Raw genomic sequence first — 16,623 nt, forward strand, 5'->3', positions numbered from 1 at the left:
TTCCCGGAACCTGTCAGGTTCACGGTGAGTTCAACGCCGACACTGCAAGGAACGGCGATGAACACGATCTCGAACTCCCTTCGCACGCTGGCTCTAGCCGGTTCGGCCCTCGCGCTTGGCGTGACGGGCCTTTCTGCGTTCTCCGCGCCCGTCGCCGCGCAGGCCGCGCGCTCGTCGCAGGTGGACCAGGCGGTCGCCGCGCTGCGCGCGATCACCACGATGCGCGCCGATTTCGTCCAGACCGACCGCAACGGACAGGGCATTTCGGGCGTCATGACGCTCAAGCGTCCGGGCCGCATCCGCTTCCAGTACCAGAAGGGCGTGCCCTTCCTGATCGTGTCCGACGGCAGCGCGCTGACGATGATCGACTATGAAGTGCGGCAGGTGCAGCGCTGGCCGATCCGCAACAGCCCGCTGGGCGCGCTGCTCGATCCGAACAAGGACGTGGCGCGCTTTGCCACGCTCAACCCCACGGCGCATCCCGACGTGCTGAGCCTGACCGTCAAGGATCCGCGCCACCCCGAATACGGCACGATCACGCTGGTCATGACGCGTCGCGCCGATGCGCCGGGCGGGTGGCAACTCGATTCGTGGGTCTCGCTTGATTCGCAGGCCAAGCGGACCACCGTGCGTCTGGCGAATCACCAGTACGGGATGGCCGTCAGCGACAACACCTTCCGTTGGAACGACCCGCGCCCGCAGGTCCGCCACTGATCGGCCGAATGGCGCGCTTCGTCACGGGCCTGCCCGCTTCTCGCGACAAATTGCGATAATCCTGACGGTTGCATTCATCGGCCAGCAAGCCGGAGCCTCCTAGAAGGGTTCTCGACAAGACGGTCGAGGCGGGTTTCCCCCCTGTTGCCCGGCCTCCAATTCGCCGCTTGTCATCGCGTGACGAACGCACAAGGAACCCTCGTCCCAATGCCCCCGGGACGAGGGTTTTCCTTTGCGGTCACGGCGCTGGCAGCCCCACCCCGCCCCAGTGCCCCGCCAAAGCGCAACACCAACCGATTCCCTTGCCGCCCCCCGCCATCGCCCCTAAAGCCCGGGCCATGGTCTCGATCGCCACCTGGAACATCAATTCCGTCCGCCTGCGCGCCGAACAAGTGGAACGCTTTCTCTTGTCCGAAGCGCCCGACGTGCTGTGCCTGCAGGAGATCAAGACGGCCGAATCGCTGTTCCCGCACGATGTGTTCGACAAGCTCGGCTACACCCACCGCGCGGTGCACGGGCAGAAAGGCTACCACGGCGTCGCCACGGTCAGCCGCATCCCCTTGCGTGAAATCGACCGCCACGATTGGCAGGACAACGGCGAAGCGCGTCACGTCGGCGTCGAACTGCTGGGGCCGGGCCAGGGCCTGATCCTCGAAAACGTCTATATCCCGGCGGGCGGCGACATTGCCGATCGCACGGTGAACCCCAAGTTCGGGCAGAAGCTCGACTTCCTCGAGCGCATGACCCGCTGGGCAGACACGCTCGACCGCCCGACGCTGATCGTCGGCGATTTCAACATCGCGCCCCTGGAGTGCGACGTCTACGATCACAAGGCGCTGCTCAAGGTGGTCAGCCACACCCCCATCGAGATCGAGACCCTGCAACGCTTTGCCGATGCGCACGGCTGGGTCGACCTTGGCCGCAAGCACATCCCCGCGCCTGAGCGCAACTATTCGTGGTGGTCCTATCGCTCCTACTGGCGGCAGAAGGATCAGGGACGCCGGCTCGACCACATGTGGGCCTCACCGCAAGTCGCCGCGCAGTCGGTTGCGCACCGCTTCGTGGAAGAGACCCGCCGCTGGGAACAGCCTTCGGACCACATTCCACTGATCACGGAGCTGGCACTTTGAGCGAGGCTCGGGCCGTCGCCCGCGCGCTCGATGCGCTGCGCCATGGCTGGGCGATTCGCGTGACCGGCGAATCGGGCGCGCTCGATCTGCTGGCGGCCGAAACCGGCTTTGCCCAGCCCGGCCTCTATGCCGCGCGCCTGCTGATTTCCGCCGCCCGCGCCGCCACGCTCAAGCTCGCCAACCAGCGCGAAGCCGCCGTGCCCGAAGCGCCGGTGATGATCCACGGCGCCGAACCGTTCAGCCTCCACGCCGCGCGCGAACTGGCCGATCCGGCGCTCGACCTTGCCCATCCGCTGCGCGGGCCGTTCCGCGCCGAGCCGATCGCTGCGCACGACGCCGCCGTCGCCGCGATGGAACTGGCACGGCTGGCAGGCATCCTGCCCGCCTTCCTCGTCGCCAGCGGCGCGCAGGTGGCAGTCGACGTGACGGTGGCCGATCTTGCCGCCTTCAAGGACCCGCTCAACCTCACCATCCAGGCCCGCGCCCGCCTGCCGGTCGATGCCTGCGAGCACGCCCAGATCGTCGCCTTCCGCGCCCGCGACGACTTGCGGGAACACGTCGCGCTGGTGATCGGCGAACAGAGCGGCGACCGCCCCCCGCTGGTGCGCCTGCACAGCGAATGTCTGACCGGCGACATCCTTGGCAGTCTCAAGTGCGATTGCGGCCCGCAGCTCGACGCGGCGCTGCGGGCGATGGCGGCCGAAGCGCGCGATTCGGGCGGCTGGGGCGTGCTGCTCTACCTGCGGCAGGAAGGGCGCGGGATCGGCCTGATCAACAAGCTGCGCGCCTACGAATTGCAGGACCAGGGCTTCGACACGGTCGACGCCAACGAACGGCTCGGCCTGCCCAGCGAAGCGCGCGATTTTCCCGTGGCGGCACGGATGCTCGACCTGCTGGGCATCGAAAAGGTGCGGCTGATGACCAACAACCCGGCCAAGGTCGCCGCGCTGCAGGCGGTTGGCGTAGACGTGATCGAACGCGTCGCGCACCAGCTGCCCGCCAATCCGCACAACGAACGCTACCTCGCCACCAAGCGCGACCGGACGGGCCACATCCTGAAGTAGAGGGAGAGGCGGCAAGCACCTCTCCCATCCACGGTTCAGAAGGCGCGGAAAAGCATCAGCCCGCAGATCAGCACCATCGCACAGGCGAAAGCTAGACCCTTCCCCAGATCGGCCAGCGTGAAGCGGTCGACATGTTGCTGGCGAAACAGGCGATAGCCCCGCGCGATGTCGGGATTGCTTGCGACCATGCCAACGTCCAGCGAACTGGCTTCCTTGCGGAACCAGTTGACCAGCAATTCATGCTCGGACGGCGTGACATCGGGGTAGGCGGCCAGCAGCGCCTCGACGTGCGCGCGGCGGGCGAGCGCCGTGGCGCTCGGGTTCAGTTCGTTCATGGCTCTGTAGTCCTGAAAGACGTCTAGGTGCACCTTGGGTGCGGTTAGGTGTCGTTCAGGTCAGCGGCGGCGCTCGCGGTCTAAGCCTTTGGGAAAGCGCCGGATTCAGGCGTGGGGGGGCCGTCTGGCGCGGTTTCGGCAACCACACCGCGACCAGTGCCATGACCAGGGGCGGCACCACCGCCGGAACCGGAACAGGAGGGGCGGGAAGCGCCGGAAGCGAGGCGTCGGCCATTCGCCGGACCGGCGCGATGGCGACTTCCACGGTATCGGCACTGAACGCCGATCCCGAACGCAGCCGCAACCCTTCGCCCACCGGCGCGAGCGCCTGGAAAGCGATGAGGAGGACCAGCAACAAGGTCCACACACGGAAGGGACGGCGCAGCGTCATGCCCCCGATCTAAGGACCAAACGCCGAAAATCCAAGCCTTTCAGCGCTTCTCGAACGGCTTGAGCCCCGCGCCGATCGTGTTTGCGCCCAGCTTCACCGCATCGCCGGTCCAGTCGGCGAAGAACACCGTGTTGCGATCGACGCCGGGGGCGAGGCGCGCGACATTGTCCTTGATCGTCAAGCCGTTGGCGGAGTTCTTGTGCCCTTCGGCGCCATTGGCGATGAAGGCGCTGTAGTTTTCCTTGTCCTTGCCTTGCACGAACCAGTTGCCGGCGATCAGCCCGGTCGAGCCCACCGACAGGTCGATCATGTAGTTGGTCGTCTTGCCCCGGCTGTCATCGAAGCTCGAATCGACCACCTCGATCCGCGTCGAATGGCTCTTCACGTAATGCCCCCCGCGCCCTTCCTCGAAACGGCTGCGGCGGATGATCACGTTGCCGTAATTGGCGAAATAGAGCGAATGCGCGCACGAAAGCCCGCGATCGCAGCGGCCGAGGCGCGAGAAGGTGGAGCGTTCGATCAGCACCGTCCCGGTGGGGTCTTCGGCCGAAAGGATGCCTTCCTCGCTGTCCTTGAACCAGGTCTGCCGGACGGTGAGGTCGCCATGTTCGAGCCGGATGCCCGCGCCATTGCCTTCGGCGAGGCGCAGGTTCTGGAAGGTCAGCCCTTCCACCCGCATCGACCGTCCACGCATCACCAGCGCCGCCTTGCCTTCGCAAGTCTGCCCGTCGAACGCGGTCTTGCCCGGAACTTCGGCCAGATAGGCGACATCACCCTGCGTCTGCACCGCGCAATCGCGCCACACGCCCGGCGCGATCGAGATGGTGCCCGATCCTTCGCCGATGGCGTTGACCGCCTGTTGCAGGGAGCCGAAGCGCTGGCCGCTTTCCACCACGGTGTAGGGCGCAAGCTGGCTCTGGGCGAAAACCGCACCCGCGGGGATCGCCAGCAGCATGGCCAGACCAAGGAGCATCAGCTGCACGCGCGCGGCGCTGTGGCGGCTCATCCGGGATTCGAACGGGTTCATCATGGCGAAAGTCCGACGCATGGCATCGGGGTATCGCCAAATGGTCGACCCGTCATCCCGGTTCCCGGCGCAGTGCCGCACCGTAACGGGACAGGCGTCAGAACTGGGCCTGAATCCCGTCGATCACGAACTGCGCCGCCAGTGCCGCCAGCAGTACGCCCAGCAGGCGTGTGACCACGGCCTCCACCTGCGAGCCGAGCACGCGGATGATGGGGCGCGCCGCTACCAGCGCGAGGAAGCTGAGCAGCATGACCACCGCCAGCGCGGCGAGGATCACGCCGGTTTCCTCGATTCCCTTGGCCCGCGCCGTCAGCAGCATCACCGAAGCGATCGAGCCGGGCCCCGCCAGCATCGGCATGGCCATGGGGAACACCGAAACGTCCTCGACATGGGGCTGCGCGGTGCGGACCTTCTCGGCGCGTTCCTCGCGGCGTTCGGTGCGCTTTTCAAACACCATGTCGAGCGCGATCAGGAACAGCATGATGCCCCCCGCGATGCGGAAACTGTCGAGTTCGATGTGCAACGCCCCCAGCAGGTCCTCGCCGAACAGGGCAAAGACCAGCAGGATGCCGGTGGCGATCAGGCAGGCGCGCAAGGCCATCGAGAACGCCTGCTTGGCCGAGGCGTTCGAGGTGAGGCCCGCATAGATCGGCGCGCAGCCCGGCGGGTCGATCACCACGAACAGGGTGACGAAGGCGGAGATGAACAGCTGGAGCATGGTTCAGCCCGCCTTTGGCGCGTCGGCGTGGGTGCTAACGACTTCGGCCATGGCCCCGTCCTTCCACATCCACGCGATGAAATCGCGCGCGCCATCGGGCAGCACGACCGAACGCCAGGCCAGCGTGCCATCGCGCGAGCGCCCGTCCTTGGCGTCCGCGCCTGCGGGCGCATCAAGCGAAGGGATCGGCCCGGCGAGCGGCGGCAGGGGTTCGGGTACGCCCTTGGCGGGGCGACGCTCAGGCGCAGGGGGCGGCGCTTCATCGCCCTTCGGATCGGGCCGGACGGGGCAATCGGCGATCTTGCCTTCAAGGAAATCGGGGGCTGCGATCGGGGTAGGGGAAGGCCCGCCCTGATCGAGCAGCCACTTGTAATCGCCCTTCTTCTGGCGCTGCCAGACGGTGGTGAACCAGCCGGTCGCACTGCCTTCGCCAGCCCATGCGCCACGCGTGACGCCGACGCTGCCATCGCAGGCCATCCACACGGCGTGGGCCTGCCACTTCACGGCGGCGGGCGGATTGGCGCGGTTCTTGAGCCATTCGGGCGCAGACACGCGCCGTGGCACGAACATCTGCGCTTCGGGCGCGGCGGTTTCGGCAAAGGCGGTCCACTGGCCCTTGTCCTGCGCCGCGCGGGCAAAGGCCATTTCCGCCGCGATCAGGGCGCTGGGATTGGCGAGTGGGCGCATCATGCCGCCGCGCGGGGCCCGCTCGGCATGGGCGGGGACTGTCGCTGCAAGGGCGAGGAAGGCGAGCGGGATCAGACGCTTCATGGGCCCAGGGTAGCCGAAAGGGCGTGCGGTGCCCACCCCTGCGGGCAGTGCGTCGTGCAGCGCCGCTGCCCACCCCACATATGCGCGAGGGGTGGGCCTTTCCGCCACTCAGATGGCGTCGGGCGCCAGCTCCAGTCCTTCGTGGCGGTAGGCGGCGACCAGCGCATTGCGCAGCAGGACCGCGATGGTCATCGGGCCGACGCCGCCCGGTACCGGGGTGATCGCGCCCGCCACCTGCGCGGCTTCGGCATAGTCGACGTCGCCGACGAGGCGCGTCTTGCCTTCCTCGGCAGCGGGGATGCGGTTGATGCCCACGTCGATCACGGTCGCACCGGGCTTGATCCAGTCGCCCTTGACCATCTGCGGGCGGCCCACGGCGGCCACGACGATATCGGCGCGGCGCACCACATCGGGCAGGTTCTTCGTGCGGCTGTGCGCGATGGTAACGGTGCAGCTTTCGGCCAGCAGCAGCTGCGCCATCGGCTTGCCCACGATGTTCGAACGACCGATGACCACGGCATCGAGGCCCGACAGGTCACCCAGCTTGTCCTTCAGCAGCATCAGGCAGCCGAGCGGCGTGCACGGCACATAACCCGGCTGGCCCACGGCGAGGCGCCCGGCGTTGATCACGTGGAAGCCGTCTACGTCCTTGTCGGGCGCGATGGTGGCGATGATCTTCTGTTCGTCCATGTGCGCCGGGAGCGGCAACTGGACAAGGATGCCATCGACCGCCGGATCGGCATTGAGCCGTTCGACCAGCGCGAGCAGATCGGCCTCGGCGGTGTCGGCGGGCAGCTTGTGCTCGAAGCTCGCCATGCCGGCTTCCAGCGTGCTCTTGCCCTTGGAACGGACATAGACCTGGCTCGCCGGGTCTTCGCCCACCAGCACCACGGCGAGACCTGCCTTGCGGCCGGCCTTCTCCTCGAAGGCGCGAGCAAGATCGCCGACGCGCGCGCGCAAGGTGGCGGCAAAGGCCTTTCCGTCGATAACGGCAGCGGTCATGGGCGAGGTTCCTGTATCAGTAGCCGGACGCGGCAATGCCACGGAGCAGGATCGACAGCAGATTGAGCAGGACGATCAGCACCATCGGCGAAAAGTCGATCTGCCCGGTATCGGGCATCATGCGGCGGATAGGGGCCAACAGCGGTTCGAGAATGGCGTTCAGCGCCTTCCAGATCGCGGCGACGGCATTGTTCTGCATGTTGACGACGTTGAAGGCGATCAGCAGGCCGAGCACGAACTGCACGATCACCACCATGCTGACGATGTTGACCAGATAATCGATCATCTGGACGAGAGTGTAGAGCAGCATGGAACGTCCTCGCACGCGGGATGGATGCGAGGCCCCTTAGAGCATTTTGGCGTGCGGTGGAAACACCTGCGCGACTGGAAAATACGGATGAGTGCGGGCGGGATCAGGGCTCGAGCGTGGTGCTGTCGATATGCCAGCGCACTTGCTCGTCGGTCGCGCCGTCCACGTCATTGACCCGGCGCAGGACGATCTCGCCCCGGAGGATGCGCGAGCCGTCGATGATCCGCACCGGCGCGGTGTAGTAGAGCGAACCCGCCGCGCCTTCCTGTTCACCCCTGTCGATGGTCACCTTGGGGTCGAGCAAGGTCGACCATTTCGCCGCGAAGGCCTTCTCCGACAAGCCGCTGCGTGCGCCGTGATCGCCCCAATAGGCACGCGCCGTGGCCCAGTCGCGGGCTTCCACCGCCTTGCGCCACGCGGCAAGAACTTCGCCCGCATCGCGCGACACCGAAGGCACGCCGGGAGTGCGGATGTCGGCGGTGGGCGTCGGGGCCGGCGAAGGCCCATCCACGACAGCACCGACGCTGGAGCCGACGCTGGCGGCCATGCTTTCCAGCGCCGCGTCCGAAGGGCTGGCGCTGTCGCTCGGCACCGGCGCGGGCCGGTCGCAACCGCTCAGGTTGATGGCGACGGCCGAAGTGAGCGCGGCGGCAAGGGCAAAGCGGATCATGGGGCAGCGACGCCTGCCGCCCGCTTTGGTTCCCGCGGGCGCCGCCGGGATCACGCGCGGATCAGCGTGCCCGCCCCGCGCGAGGTGAAGATTTCCAGCAGCATGGCATGGGGCACGCGACCATCGAGCACGACCGCCGCCTCACACCCGGCCTCCACCGCGTGGACGCAGGTTTCGAGCTTGGGAATCATGCCCCCGCTGATCGTGCCTTCTTCGGCCAGCGCCGTGATGTCGGCGGGCGTAAGGTCGGTGAGGAGGTTCTTGTCCTTGTCGAGCACGCCCGGAACGTCGGTCAGCAGGAACAGGCGCGATGCCCCCAGCGCTGCGGCGATGGCGCCCGCCATGGTATCGGCGTTGATGTTGTAGGTCTCGCCATCCGCACCCACGCCGATCGGCGCGATCACCGGGATCATGCCCGCCGCGCAGACGGTGTCGATGACGGTGGTGTCGATCCGCTCCGGCTCGCCCACGAAGCCGAGGTCGACGACCAGCGGCTCGCCATGGTCTTCGATCGCCTTGGGCGCCTTGGACTGGACCTTGCGGGCCAGCACCATGCCACCGTCCTTGCCCGAAATGCCGATGGCCTTGCCCCCGGCGCGGGCGATCCAGCCCACCAGTTCCTTGTTGATCGCGCCCGCCAGCACCATTTCGGCGACTTCGGCGGTCTGCTTGTCGGTCACGCGCAGGCCATCGACGAAGCGCGATTCGATGCCGAGCGCCTTGAGCATCCGTCCGATCTGCGGGCCGCCGCCATGGACCACCACCGGGTTGATGCCGCAGGCCTTCAACAGCACGATGTCCTGCGCAAAGTCCTCGGCCAGATCGGGATCGCCCATGGCGTGGCCGCCGTACTTCACCACGAAGGTGCGCCCCGCATAGCGCTGCAGGTAGGGCAGCGCCTCGATGAGCGTTTCGGCCTTGTCCAGCATGGACTGGCGATAGGCGTCGGTCTGGTCGATGTTCGTGGCCATAGTCCTCGCGCCCTTACGCACCCGGCAGCGAATTTAAAGCGGAATCGTGATTCAGCCCGTGCCGTCGAGCCAGCGGCCAAGGCACACGAAGGCCCAGATCAGCGGCGGGACCATGATCGTCGAGAGCACCAGCTTGGCGATGATCTGGCCCTCCAGCATCTGCGCCAGGGGCAGCGGATGGCCACTCGCATCGGCCACGCCCCAGAACGACAGGGTGATGAAGATCAGCGTGTCGACCACCTGGCTCAACACGCCAGCAACCCACGCCCGCACGAGCAGCAGGTTGCCGCGCCCACTGGCAAGGCGCGAGAACACCGCAACGTTGAGCGTCTGCGACACACCGTAGGAGACGAGGCCTGCGAACTGCATCCGCGCCCCTTGTCCCAGCAGGCGGGCAAAGGCGTCCTGATCGCTCCAGAAGGGCGCGGGCGGGACGGCGTGGATGACGAACGTGAGCAGCGCCATCGAGACGATCAGCGGCACGAAGCCCAGCCGCACGAGGCGATTGGCCGTGTCCTGTCCGAACAGTTCGGCCACGGCGCTCGCCAGCACAACCAGCAGAAGGAAGGCGAAAATGCCCGATTCGACCGCGAGATCGCCCAGCAGCGGCCAGTGCCCGAGCGAAGCGATCTTCGTGCCCAGCACGCCTGCCAGCACCACCAAGCCGCCATAGAGCAGCGCGAAGGCGAACAGCGAGCGGGGCATGGTGAGGGTTTCGGAAGGGCCTGGCATCACCGCGCGATAGCGGATTTTGACCCCTCGCCAAATCCCGTTTAGGACCGGCTGAAACCAGTTCCCTGCACGGAGCCGCCGACCCGCCGATGCGCGTGATCCTCAGCCTTGCCGGGATGGCCCTCATCCTGCTTTTCGCCGTTGCCCTGTCCTCCAACCGCCGCGCGATCCGGTTGCGGGTGGTCGGCCCAGCCTTCGCGCTGCAGGCGGGGCTTGCGGCGCTGGTGCTCTATTTCCCGCCGGGCAACGCCGCCCTGCAGGGCGCGGCGCATGGGGTGGAGAGCCTGCTGGGCTTTGCGCGCGCCGGGGTGCAGTTCCTGTTCGGCCCGCTCGCCGCGCCCGAGATCGGCGGGCACAGCTTCGCGATCTCGGCGCTGCCGACGATCGTGTTCTTCGCCGCGCTGATCTCGATCCTCTACTACGTGGGGGTGATGCAGCTGGTGATCCGCTGGATCGGCGGCGGGCTGGAGAAGCTGACCGGGATCAGCAAGGTCGAGGCACTGTGCGCGGCATCGAACATCTTTGTCGGGCAGAGCGAGGCGCCGCTGGTGATCCGGCCCTATCTTGCCGGCCTCGCCCCGTCGCAGCTGTTCTGCGTGATGAGCGTGGGCATGGCGGGCGTCGCGGGCACGATCCTGGCCGCTTATGCCGCGATGGGCATCCGCATCGACTACCTCGTCGCCGCCGCGTTCATGTCCGCGCCGGGCGGGGTGCTGATGGCCAAGATCATGATGCCCGACGAACCACCCGCGCCCGCCGGAATCGACGGCGTGCTGCCCGATCCGCACCCCTTGCCCGATGCGATGGACCCTGAGGAAGAGCGACCCGCGAACATCATCATGGCCGCCAGCCAGGGCGCGCAGACCGGCGTGAAGCTGGCCGTCGCGGTGGGCGCGATGGTGCTGGCCTTCGTCGCGCTGGTCGCGCTCGCCAACGGCATGTTCGGCTGGATCGGCGGCTGGTTCGGCCATCCCGACCTCTCGTTCCAGCAGGTGCTCGGCTATGTCTTCGCGCCGGTGTTCCTGCTGCTGGGCGCGCCCGACTGGGCCGAGGCGATGCAGGCGGGCGGGCTGTTCGGGGCCAAGCTGGTGCTGAACGAATTCGTCGCCTTCATCGACCTCGGCAATGCGCAAGGGCTTTCGCCGCACACCGTCGCGATCGTGACCTTCGCGCTGTGCGGCTTTGCCAACTTCAGCTCGATCGCGATCCAGATGGCGGTGACGGGAGGCCTTGCCCCCAACCAGCGCCCGGTGATCGCAAAGCTCGGCCTGCGCGCGCTCGTCGCGGGCGCTCTGTCGAACCTGATGAGCGCCGCGCTGGCCGGGCTGTTCCTCAGCGCCTGAGCGCGGTGTAGCCCTGCCGCGCCAGCAGCGGCAGGCCCATCAGCACGAACGGCGCGACCATGAAGCCCCAGTAGCCGTTGTCCTCGCGCCCCAGCACGGTCAGCGCGGCGAGGAAGCCGGCGCTGCCGATCGCGGCGATGCGCTCGCGCTCGCGCCCCCAGCGCAGCATCGCAGCGAGCGAGGCCGCGACGGTTGCCAGCAGCAGCCAGCCGGGCAGCGGATAGAGCGCGAGGTTGCGGCGCAGCGCGTCGATGACCAGCGTCAGACCCTGGAAGCGCACCCAGCCGGGCGAGGCGACATCGGCGGCGGTGACCTGCGCGGCGGCGAAGTGGGCGTGGACCATCCACAGCGCACCCGCCCCTGCGATGGCCGCGCAGCTCATGGCCGCCAGCTTCCAATCGCGCTTCCACAAGGCGACGAGAACCATCGCCGCCAGCCACGCCAGCGCTGTTTCGCGCACCAGCACGGCGGCGAAGGCGAGCAGGACCATCAGCGCCGGCTGCCGATGCGCGCAGAGCGCGAGCAGGACGAGCAGCACGCTCCATTGTTCGTGCAGATAGGCCGCACCGGGGAAGAACGCGCCGAACAGGCCCGCCAGCACCAGGGCGATCGCGGCCAGCGCTTCTGGCGAGGTCCGGTCCGACAGCGTGCGGCGCAGCGCGATCAGCGCGACGAACAGCAGCCCCCACAGCGCGGCGGTGCGCGCCTTGGTCGTTGGCAGTAGCGCGAGGCCATAGGCCAGCGTCGGCGGGCGCACGGCCAGCGCGGGGCGCACCGGGTAGTCGCGCGCGCGCTGTTCCGTGATCGTGGCGGGGTAGAACCCTTCGCCTGCGCGCACCCGCTCGGTGACGGCGCGGTAGAGTTCCTGATCGACCAGCACGCCATCCGCTTTCGGCGCACCGGCTTGAGCAGGGGCGGCCTGCGCCGGGACGGCGAGCAGGGCGAACAGCGCCAGCACCAGCAAACGCAACGCCCCCCGCCCCATCGTCAGATTTCCCGTTTCAGATCGTAGAGCAGATCGAGCGCGGCGCGCGGGGAGAGCGAATCGATGTCCACCGCGTTCAGCTTGTCGCGCAGGGCGTCGACCTTTTCCTCCGCCGCCTCGATCGCGGCGGCGAACAGCGGCAGGTCGCCGAGGCCCGCGGCGAGGCCCCCGGTCGCGGCGCGGCCCTTCTCCAGCTTGTCGAGGACCGCCTTGGCGCGCTTGACGACCGGTGCGGGCACCCCGGCAAGGCGCGCGACGGCAAGGCCGTAGCTCTTGTCCGCAGGGCCTTCGGCCAGTTCATGTAGCAGGACCAGATCGCCCTTCCACTCGCGCGCGCGAACGTGGTGGAGCGAGAGCGCGGGGCAGGTTTCGGCCAGCCGCGCCAGTTCGTGGTAGTGCGTGGCGAACAGGCAGCGGCTGCGGTTCACTTCGTGCACCGCCTCGGCCACGGCCCACGCCAGCGCGAGGCCATCGTAGGTCGAGGTGCCGCGCCCCACTTCGTCGAGGATGACGAAGCTGCGCTCGGTCGCCTGGGACAGGATCGCGGCGGTCTCGACCATCTCGACCATGAAGGTTGAGCGCCCGCGCGCGAGGTTGTCGGCAGCGCCGACACGGCTGAACAGGCGGTCGACAAGGCCCACCGTGGCGCGTTCCGCGGGCACGAAGCCCCCCGCCTGCGCCAGCAGCACGATCAGCGCGTTCTGGCGTAGGAAGGTCGATTTACCGCCCATGTTGGGGCCGCCGATCAGCCAGAGCCGGTCGTCGGAAGACAGTGCGCAGTCGTTGGCGACGAAGCGTTCGCCTTTGGCGCCAAGCGCCGCTTCGACCACGGGATGGCGTCCGCCGACGATCTCGAGGCTGGGCTCGTCCACCACGCGCGGCAGGGTCCAGCCGCCCTCGGCAGCGCGTTCGGCCTGCCCGGCGGCAACATCCAGCCGGGCGAGCGCGGCGGCGGTGGCGGCGATGGCCTCGCGGCGTTCGACGGCTTGGCCCACCAGATCCTCGAAGTGCGCTTCCTCCGCCGCGAGCGCATGGCCGCCCGATTCGGCGATGCGGCTGGCTTCCTCGTGCAGCGCCAGCGCGTTGAAGCGCACCGCGCCCGCCATGGTCTGGCGGTGGGTGAAGCCCGAATCGGGCTGCATCAGGCGGTCGGCATGGCGGGCCGGAACCTCGATGAAGTAGCCCAGCACGCCGTTGTGCCGGATCTTGAGCGCGGAAACGCCGGTTTCGTCGCGGTATTTCGCTTCGAGCGCGGCAATCGTGCGGCGCGAATTGCCCGACGCGCGGCGCAATTCGTCGAGCGCAGCGTCGTAGCCTTCGGCGATGAAGCCGCCCTGCGCGCGCTCGGTCGGCGGCGCGGGGACGAGCGCGCGGGCGTAGAGATCGACCAGCGCGCCATGGCCGCCGAGCGCAGGGACCAGCGCATCGGCGAGCACCGGCCGGTCACCGCGCGCAAACAGCAGCTCGCGCAGGCGCAGCGCTTCGGACAGGCCATCGCGCAACTGGCCGAGATCGCGCGGGCTGCCGCGCCCCGCGACCAGACGCCCGAGCGCACGGCCCACGTCGGGCGCCGCGCGCAGGATCGCGCGCACGTCGCCGCGCAGCAGGGGATCATCGTGGAGCCAGCTGACCAGCTCGAGCCGCTGGCGGATCGCTTGCGGATCGGTCAGCGGGGCCGAAAGGTCTTCGGCCAGCAGCCGCGCGCCCGCCCCGGTGACGCAGCGGTCGACCGCTTCGACCAGACTGCCCTTGCGCCCGCCGGTGGTGCTGGCGAGAATTTCGAGACTGGCGCGCGTTGCCTCGTCCATCGCCATGTGGCCGCCCGGCTCGCGCACCACGGGCGGCAGCAGGAACGGCAGCTTTCCGCGCCCCGCATGGTCGAGGTAGTCCACCAGCCCGCAGGCGGCGGCGAGCATCGCCCGGCTGAACTGGCCAAAGCCATCGAGCGTGGAAACGCCGTGCAGCTCTTTCAGCCGCGCCTCGCCACGCCCCGAATCGAAGCTGCGCGCCGGGCGCGGCACGATATCCAGGGGTGCTTCGTCCCAGTCTTCGGGTGCGACGATCTCGCTCGCACCCAGGCGTGCGAGTGCGGCGCCGATGGCCTCGGGCGCGCATTCCTCCAGCTCCATGCGGCCGGTCGAGATGTCGCAGGCGGCGATGCCCACAACCCCGCGCACCCCGCAGATCGCGGCCAGCACGTTGGCGCGGCGCGGTTCCAGCAGGGCTTCCTCGGTCAGCGTCCCCGCCGTCACGAAACGCACGATATCGCGCGCGACCAGCGCCTTGGAGCCGCCGCGCTTCTTCGCTTCCTCAGGGCTTTCGACCTGTTCGGCGATGGCCACGCGGCAGCCCGCCTTGATCAGCCGGGCGAGGTAGCCTTCGGCCGAATGCACCGGCACGCCGCACATCGGGATCGGCGCGCCGCCGTGTTCGCCCCGGCTGGTCAGCGCGATGTCGAGCACCTGTGCAGCCACCTTCGCATCGTCGAAGAACAGCTCGAAGAAGTCCCCCATCCGGTAGAACAGGAGGCAGTCGGCGGCTTGCGCCTTGAGCGCAAGATATTGCGCCATCATCGGAGTTGGGGCATTAGGCGTCACGACGCTGGTGGCTAGACCAGACGCGCCCGTTTCTCAAACCACCGTCGCCGGATATCGACAAGTTCCGGCCAAGCGCACAGGGGCTCGCAAAAGGGCTGATGCAGGTCCGCGACAAATCCTTTTCGTCCGTCGTGCGCGCGCTGTGGGATCGCGCCGGTGCGCTGCCGTGGCTGAGCGGGCCGGGCATCGTGCTGCTGGTACTGGCGATCTGCCTACCCTTCGCGCTGGTCGAAGTGCCACCGCTGATCGACGTGCCGGGCCACATGGGCGCCGCCGCGATCGAGGCCGCCGGGCCGGGCAATCCGCTGGAAAAGTACTTCAGCTGGAAGTGGGTGTTCACCCTGAACATCGGTGGCGGCGTGCTGATGAAGGTGCTGGGCGCGCAGTTCGGCATCCTTGCCGCCGGATGGTGGAGCACGGTGCTGGCGACCGGCCTGTTCGCGGGCGGCTGCCTGTGGACCATCCGCGTGCTCAATCCCAAGGGTGGGCACGGCGCGGCCTGGGCGCTGATGTTCGTGTTCAGCTTCCCGCTGCTGACCGGCTTTCTCAACTATATTCTCGCAACCGGCATTTCACTGACCGCGTTCGCCGCCTCGGTGTGGCTGGAGCGCAAGCCGAAGCAGCGCGCGGCGCTGCTGATCGCGGCGCAGCCGGTGGCGATGCTGTGCCATGCCATCGGCGGCATGCTGCTGGCGCTGCTGGTCGGCGCGAACGCCGTCGGGCGCGAGATCGACCGCCTGCCGCGCGGCTGGTGGAAGCCCTCGATCGCCCGCACGCTGGTGCGCGAACTGGGGTGGAAGGACATCGCCTGGCGGCTGTGGCTGCTGTGCTGGCCGCTGCTGGCAACGATCGTGACGATGGTGCTGTGGAAGTACCTTTCGCCCGAGCCTGTGCGCAGCCTCAACAAGTGGCGCTGGGATCAGAAAGCCTGGTATCTGGTGCTGACGCTGCGCGACCAGTCCAAGCTGCTCGACGGCACGACGACCGCGCTGTGCATCGGACTGGTGCTGTTCGGCTGGGCGCTTGGCGCGCGGTGGAAGTGGCAGCTCGGCCTGCCCGGCCTGCTCGTGTTCCTGCTGTTCCTGGCGATCCCCAGCGACATCAATGGCAGCGCCTTCGTCGATGTGCGCTTGCTGCCGGTCGCCGCCATGCTGGCGCTGGGCCTGCAGGACTGGAGCGAGGCGGGCGAACGGCGCGCGCGCATCATCGCGACGGCGGGCATGCTGCTGCTGGCGGTGCGGCTGGTGGTCACCGGCGCGAGCTTTGCCGACTACGCGCAGGACTATCGCAAGCAGCTGGCGGCGCTCCACCATGTCGAGCCGGGCAGCCGCGTGCTCGCTTTCGTGGAACATTCCTGCCTGGAAGAATCGTGGCGCAACACCCGGCGCGACCACCTCGCCAGCCTGTCGAGCCTCTATCGCCAGGCCTGGGTCAACGACAACTGGGCCGTGCCGGGGCTGCACATGGTGATCCCGCGCTTCCGCCCCGGCCGCAACTTCGCCGCCGACCCGTCGGAGTTCGTGTGGTCGCCCCGCTGCGCCGGTCGCCGGATGCGCACCGTCGATTATGCGCTGAGCAAGGCGCCGATCGAGCGGGTCGATTACGTGTGGCTGATCGACACCGGCTTGCCCAGCAATCCCGACCCCCGGCTCCAGCTCGTGTGGCAGGAAGGGCGCAGCCTGCTGTTCCAGGTCCGTCCACTGGGGTTCCCGACGTGGAAGCCCAAGGACTTCTAGCCGCAACCTTCTTGCGCAATACGCAATCGCAGTATCGAAAAATGCGTTGCATCGCCGCCTTGACGTAGCGGTTCAGGTCGGACAGTGCCGTTTCGACTTTCGACAACGCGCCAAAATATCAGGGGGG

Annotated in this window: 17 protein-coding genes; 5 read left to right on the forward strand and 12 right to left on the reverse strand. The window is 68.2% G+C overall.

Annotation, left to right across the window (positions count from 1 at the left end; translation table 11 throughout):
• Positions 1-57 precede the first annotated feature (57 nt).
• The 3 genes from K3A84_RS17505 (at position 58) to ribA (ending at position 2,908) form a co-directional block, all read left to right on the forward strand.
• Entirely contained in the window at positions 58-714 is a 657-nt protein-coding gene (locus tag K3A84_RS17505; protein WP_225010767.1) for a LolA family protein, read from the forward strand.
• A 338-nt stretch (positions 715-1,052) separates the two neighbouring features.
• A complete protein-coding gene (locus K3A84_RS17510; RefSeq protein ID WP_225010768.1) occupies positions 1,053-1,844 on the forward strand; it encodes an exodeoxyribonuclease III in 792 nt (263 codons plus the stop codon).
• Positions 1,841-2,908: a GTP cyclohydrolase II gene (gene ribA, locus K3A84_RS17515; RefSeq protein ID WP_225010769.1), complete on the forward strand. Its 1,068-nt coding sequence runs from the start codon at positions 1,841-1,843 to the stop codon at positions 2,906-2,908. Before K3A84_RS17510 ends, ribA begins: the two co-directional genes overlap by 4 nt.
• Before the next feature lie 35 nt (positions 2,909-2,943).
• Here ribA and K3A84_RS17520 read toward each other — a convergent pair whose 3' ends face one another.
• The 10 genes from K3A84_RS17520 to K3A84_RS17565 all read right to left on the reverse strand — a co-directional run bounded on the left by K3A84_RS17520 (position 2,944) and on the right by K3A84_RS17565 (position 9,835).
• Positions 2,944-3,243: a hypothetical protein gene (locus tag K3A84_RS17520; protein WP_225010770.1), complete on the reverse strand. Its 300-nt coding sequence runs from the start codon at positions 3,241-3,243 to the stop codon at positions 2,944-2,946.
• 55 nt (positions 3,244-3,298) lie between these two features.
• Entirely contained in the window at positions 3,299-3,634 is a 336-nt protein-coding gene (locus tag K3A84_RS17525) for a hypothetical protein (protein ID WP_225010771.1), read from the reverse strand.
• A gap of 40 nt (positions 3,635-3,674) precedes the next feature.
• Complete coding sequence (locus tag K3A84_RS17530) at positions 3,675-4,661, reverse strand: right-handed parallel beta-helix repeat-containing protein (protein WP_404823179.1); 987 nt, start codon at positions 4,659-4,661, stop codon at positions 3,675-3,677.
• A 97-nt stretch (positions 4,662-4,758) separates the two neighbouring features.
• Positions 4,759-5,379, reverse strand: coding sequence for a MarC family protein (locus tag K3A84_RS17535; protein ID WP_225010773.1), 621 nt, complete (start codon positions 5,377-5,379; stop codon positions 4,759-4,761).
• A gap of 3 nt (positions 5,380-5,382) precedes the next feature.
• Positions 5,383-6,150, reverse strand: coding sequence for a hypothetical protein (locus K3A84_RS17540; RefSeq protein ID WP_225010774.1), 768 nt, complete (start codon positions 6,148-6,150; stop codon positions 5,383-5,385).
• A 108-nt stretch (positions 6,151-6,258) separates the two neighbouring features.
• Positions 6,259-7,152, reverse strand: coding sequence for a bifunctional methylenetetrahydrofolate dehydrogenase/methenyltetrahydrofolate cyclohydrolase FolD (gene folD, locus K3A84_RS17545; RefSeq protein ID WP_225010775.1), 894 nt, complete (start codon positions 7,150-7,152; stop codon positions 6,259-6,261).
• A gap of 16 nt (positions 7,153-7,168) precedes the next feature.
• Complete coding sequence (locus K3A84_RS17550; RefSeq protein ID WP_169494547.1) at positions 7,169-7,462, reverse strand: YggT family protein; 294 nt, start codon at positions 7,460-7,462, stop codon at positions 7,169-7,171.
• A gap of 103 nt (positions 7,463-7,565) precedes the next feature.
• Positions 7,566-8,132: a hypothetical protein gene (locus K3A84_RS17555; protein ID WP_225010776.1), complete on the reverse strand. Its 567-nt coding sequence runs from the start codon at positions 8,130-8,132 to the stop codon at positions 7,566-7,568.
• Between the two features lie 50 nt (positions 8,133-8,182).
• Positions 8,183-9,103, reverse strand: a complete 921-nt coding sequence (argB, locus tag K3A84_RS17560; protein ID WP_225010777.1) for an acetylglutamate kinase — start codon at positions 9,101-9,103, stop codon at positions 8,183-8,185.
• A gap of 51 nt (positions 9,104-9,154) precedes the next feature.
• On the reverse strand, positions 9,155-9,835 hold the full coding sequence (locus tag K3A84_RS17565) for a queuosine precursor transporter (RefSeq protein ID WP_225010778.1): 681 nt from the start codon (positions 9,833-9,835) through the stop codon (positions 9,155-9,157).
• An 89-nt stretch (positions 9,836-9,924) separates the two neighbouring features.
• Between K3A84_RS17565 and K3A84_RS17570 the strand changes: the two genes are divergently transcribed.
• Positions 9,925-11,178 (forward strand): NupC/NupG family nucleoside CNT transporter, encoded by a 1,254-nt coding sequence (locus tag K3A84_RS17570; RefSeq protein ID WP_225010779.1) that lies wholly within the window; start codon positions 9,925-9,927, stop codon positions 11,176-11,178.
• Here the strand turns inward: K3A84_RS17570 and K3A84_RS17575 are convergent.
• Positions 11,168-12,163, reverse strand: coding sequence for a hypothetical protein (locus K3A84_RS17575; protein ID WP_225010780.1), 996 nt, complete (start codon positions 12,161-12,163; stop codon positions 11,168-11,170). The two genes, K3A84_RS17570 and K3A84_RS17575, sit on opposite strands and share 11 nt — an antisense overlap.
• Before the next feature lie 2 nt (positions 12,164-12,165).
• Positions 12,166-14,736 (reverse strand): DNA mismatch repair protein MutS, encoded by a 2,571-nt coding sequence (gene mutS, locus K3A84_RS17580; RefSeq protein WP_225010820.1) that lies wholly within the window; start codon positions 14,734-14,736, stop codon positions 12,166-12,168.
• A gap of 122 nt (positions 14,737-14,858) precedes the next feature.
• Here mutS and K3A84_RS17585 point away from each other — a divergent pair, with 122 nt between their 5' ends.
• On the forward strand, positions 14,859-16,496 hold the full coding sequence (locus K3A84_RS17585) for a hypothetical protein (RefSeq protein ID WP_225010781.1): 1,638 nt from the start codon (positions 14,859-14,861) through the stop codon (positions 16,494-16,496).
• Positions 16,497-16,623: the final 127 nt, after the last annotated feature.

It is taken from the genome of Novosphingobium percolationis (assembly GCF_020179425.1).
Classification (GTDB): Bacteria; Pseudomonadota; Alphaproteobacteria; order Sphingomonadales; family Sphingomonadaceae; genus Novosphingobium; species Novosphingobium percolationis.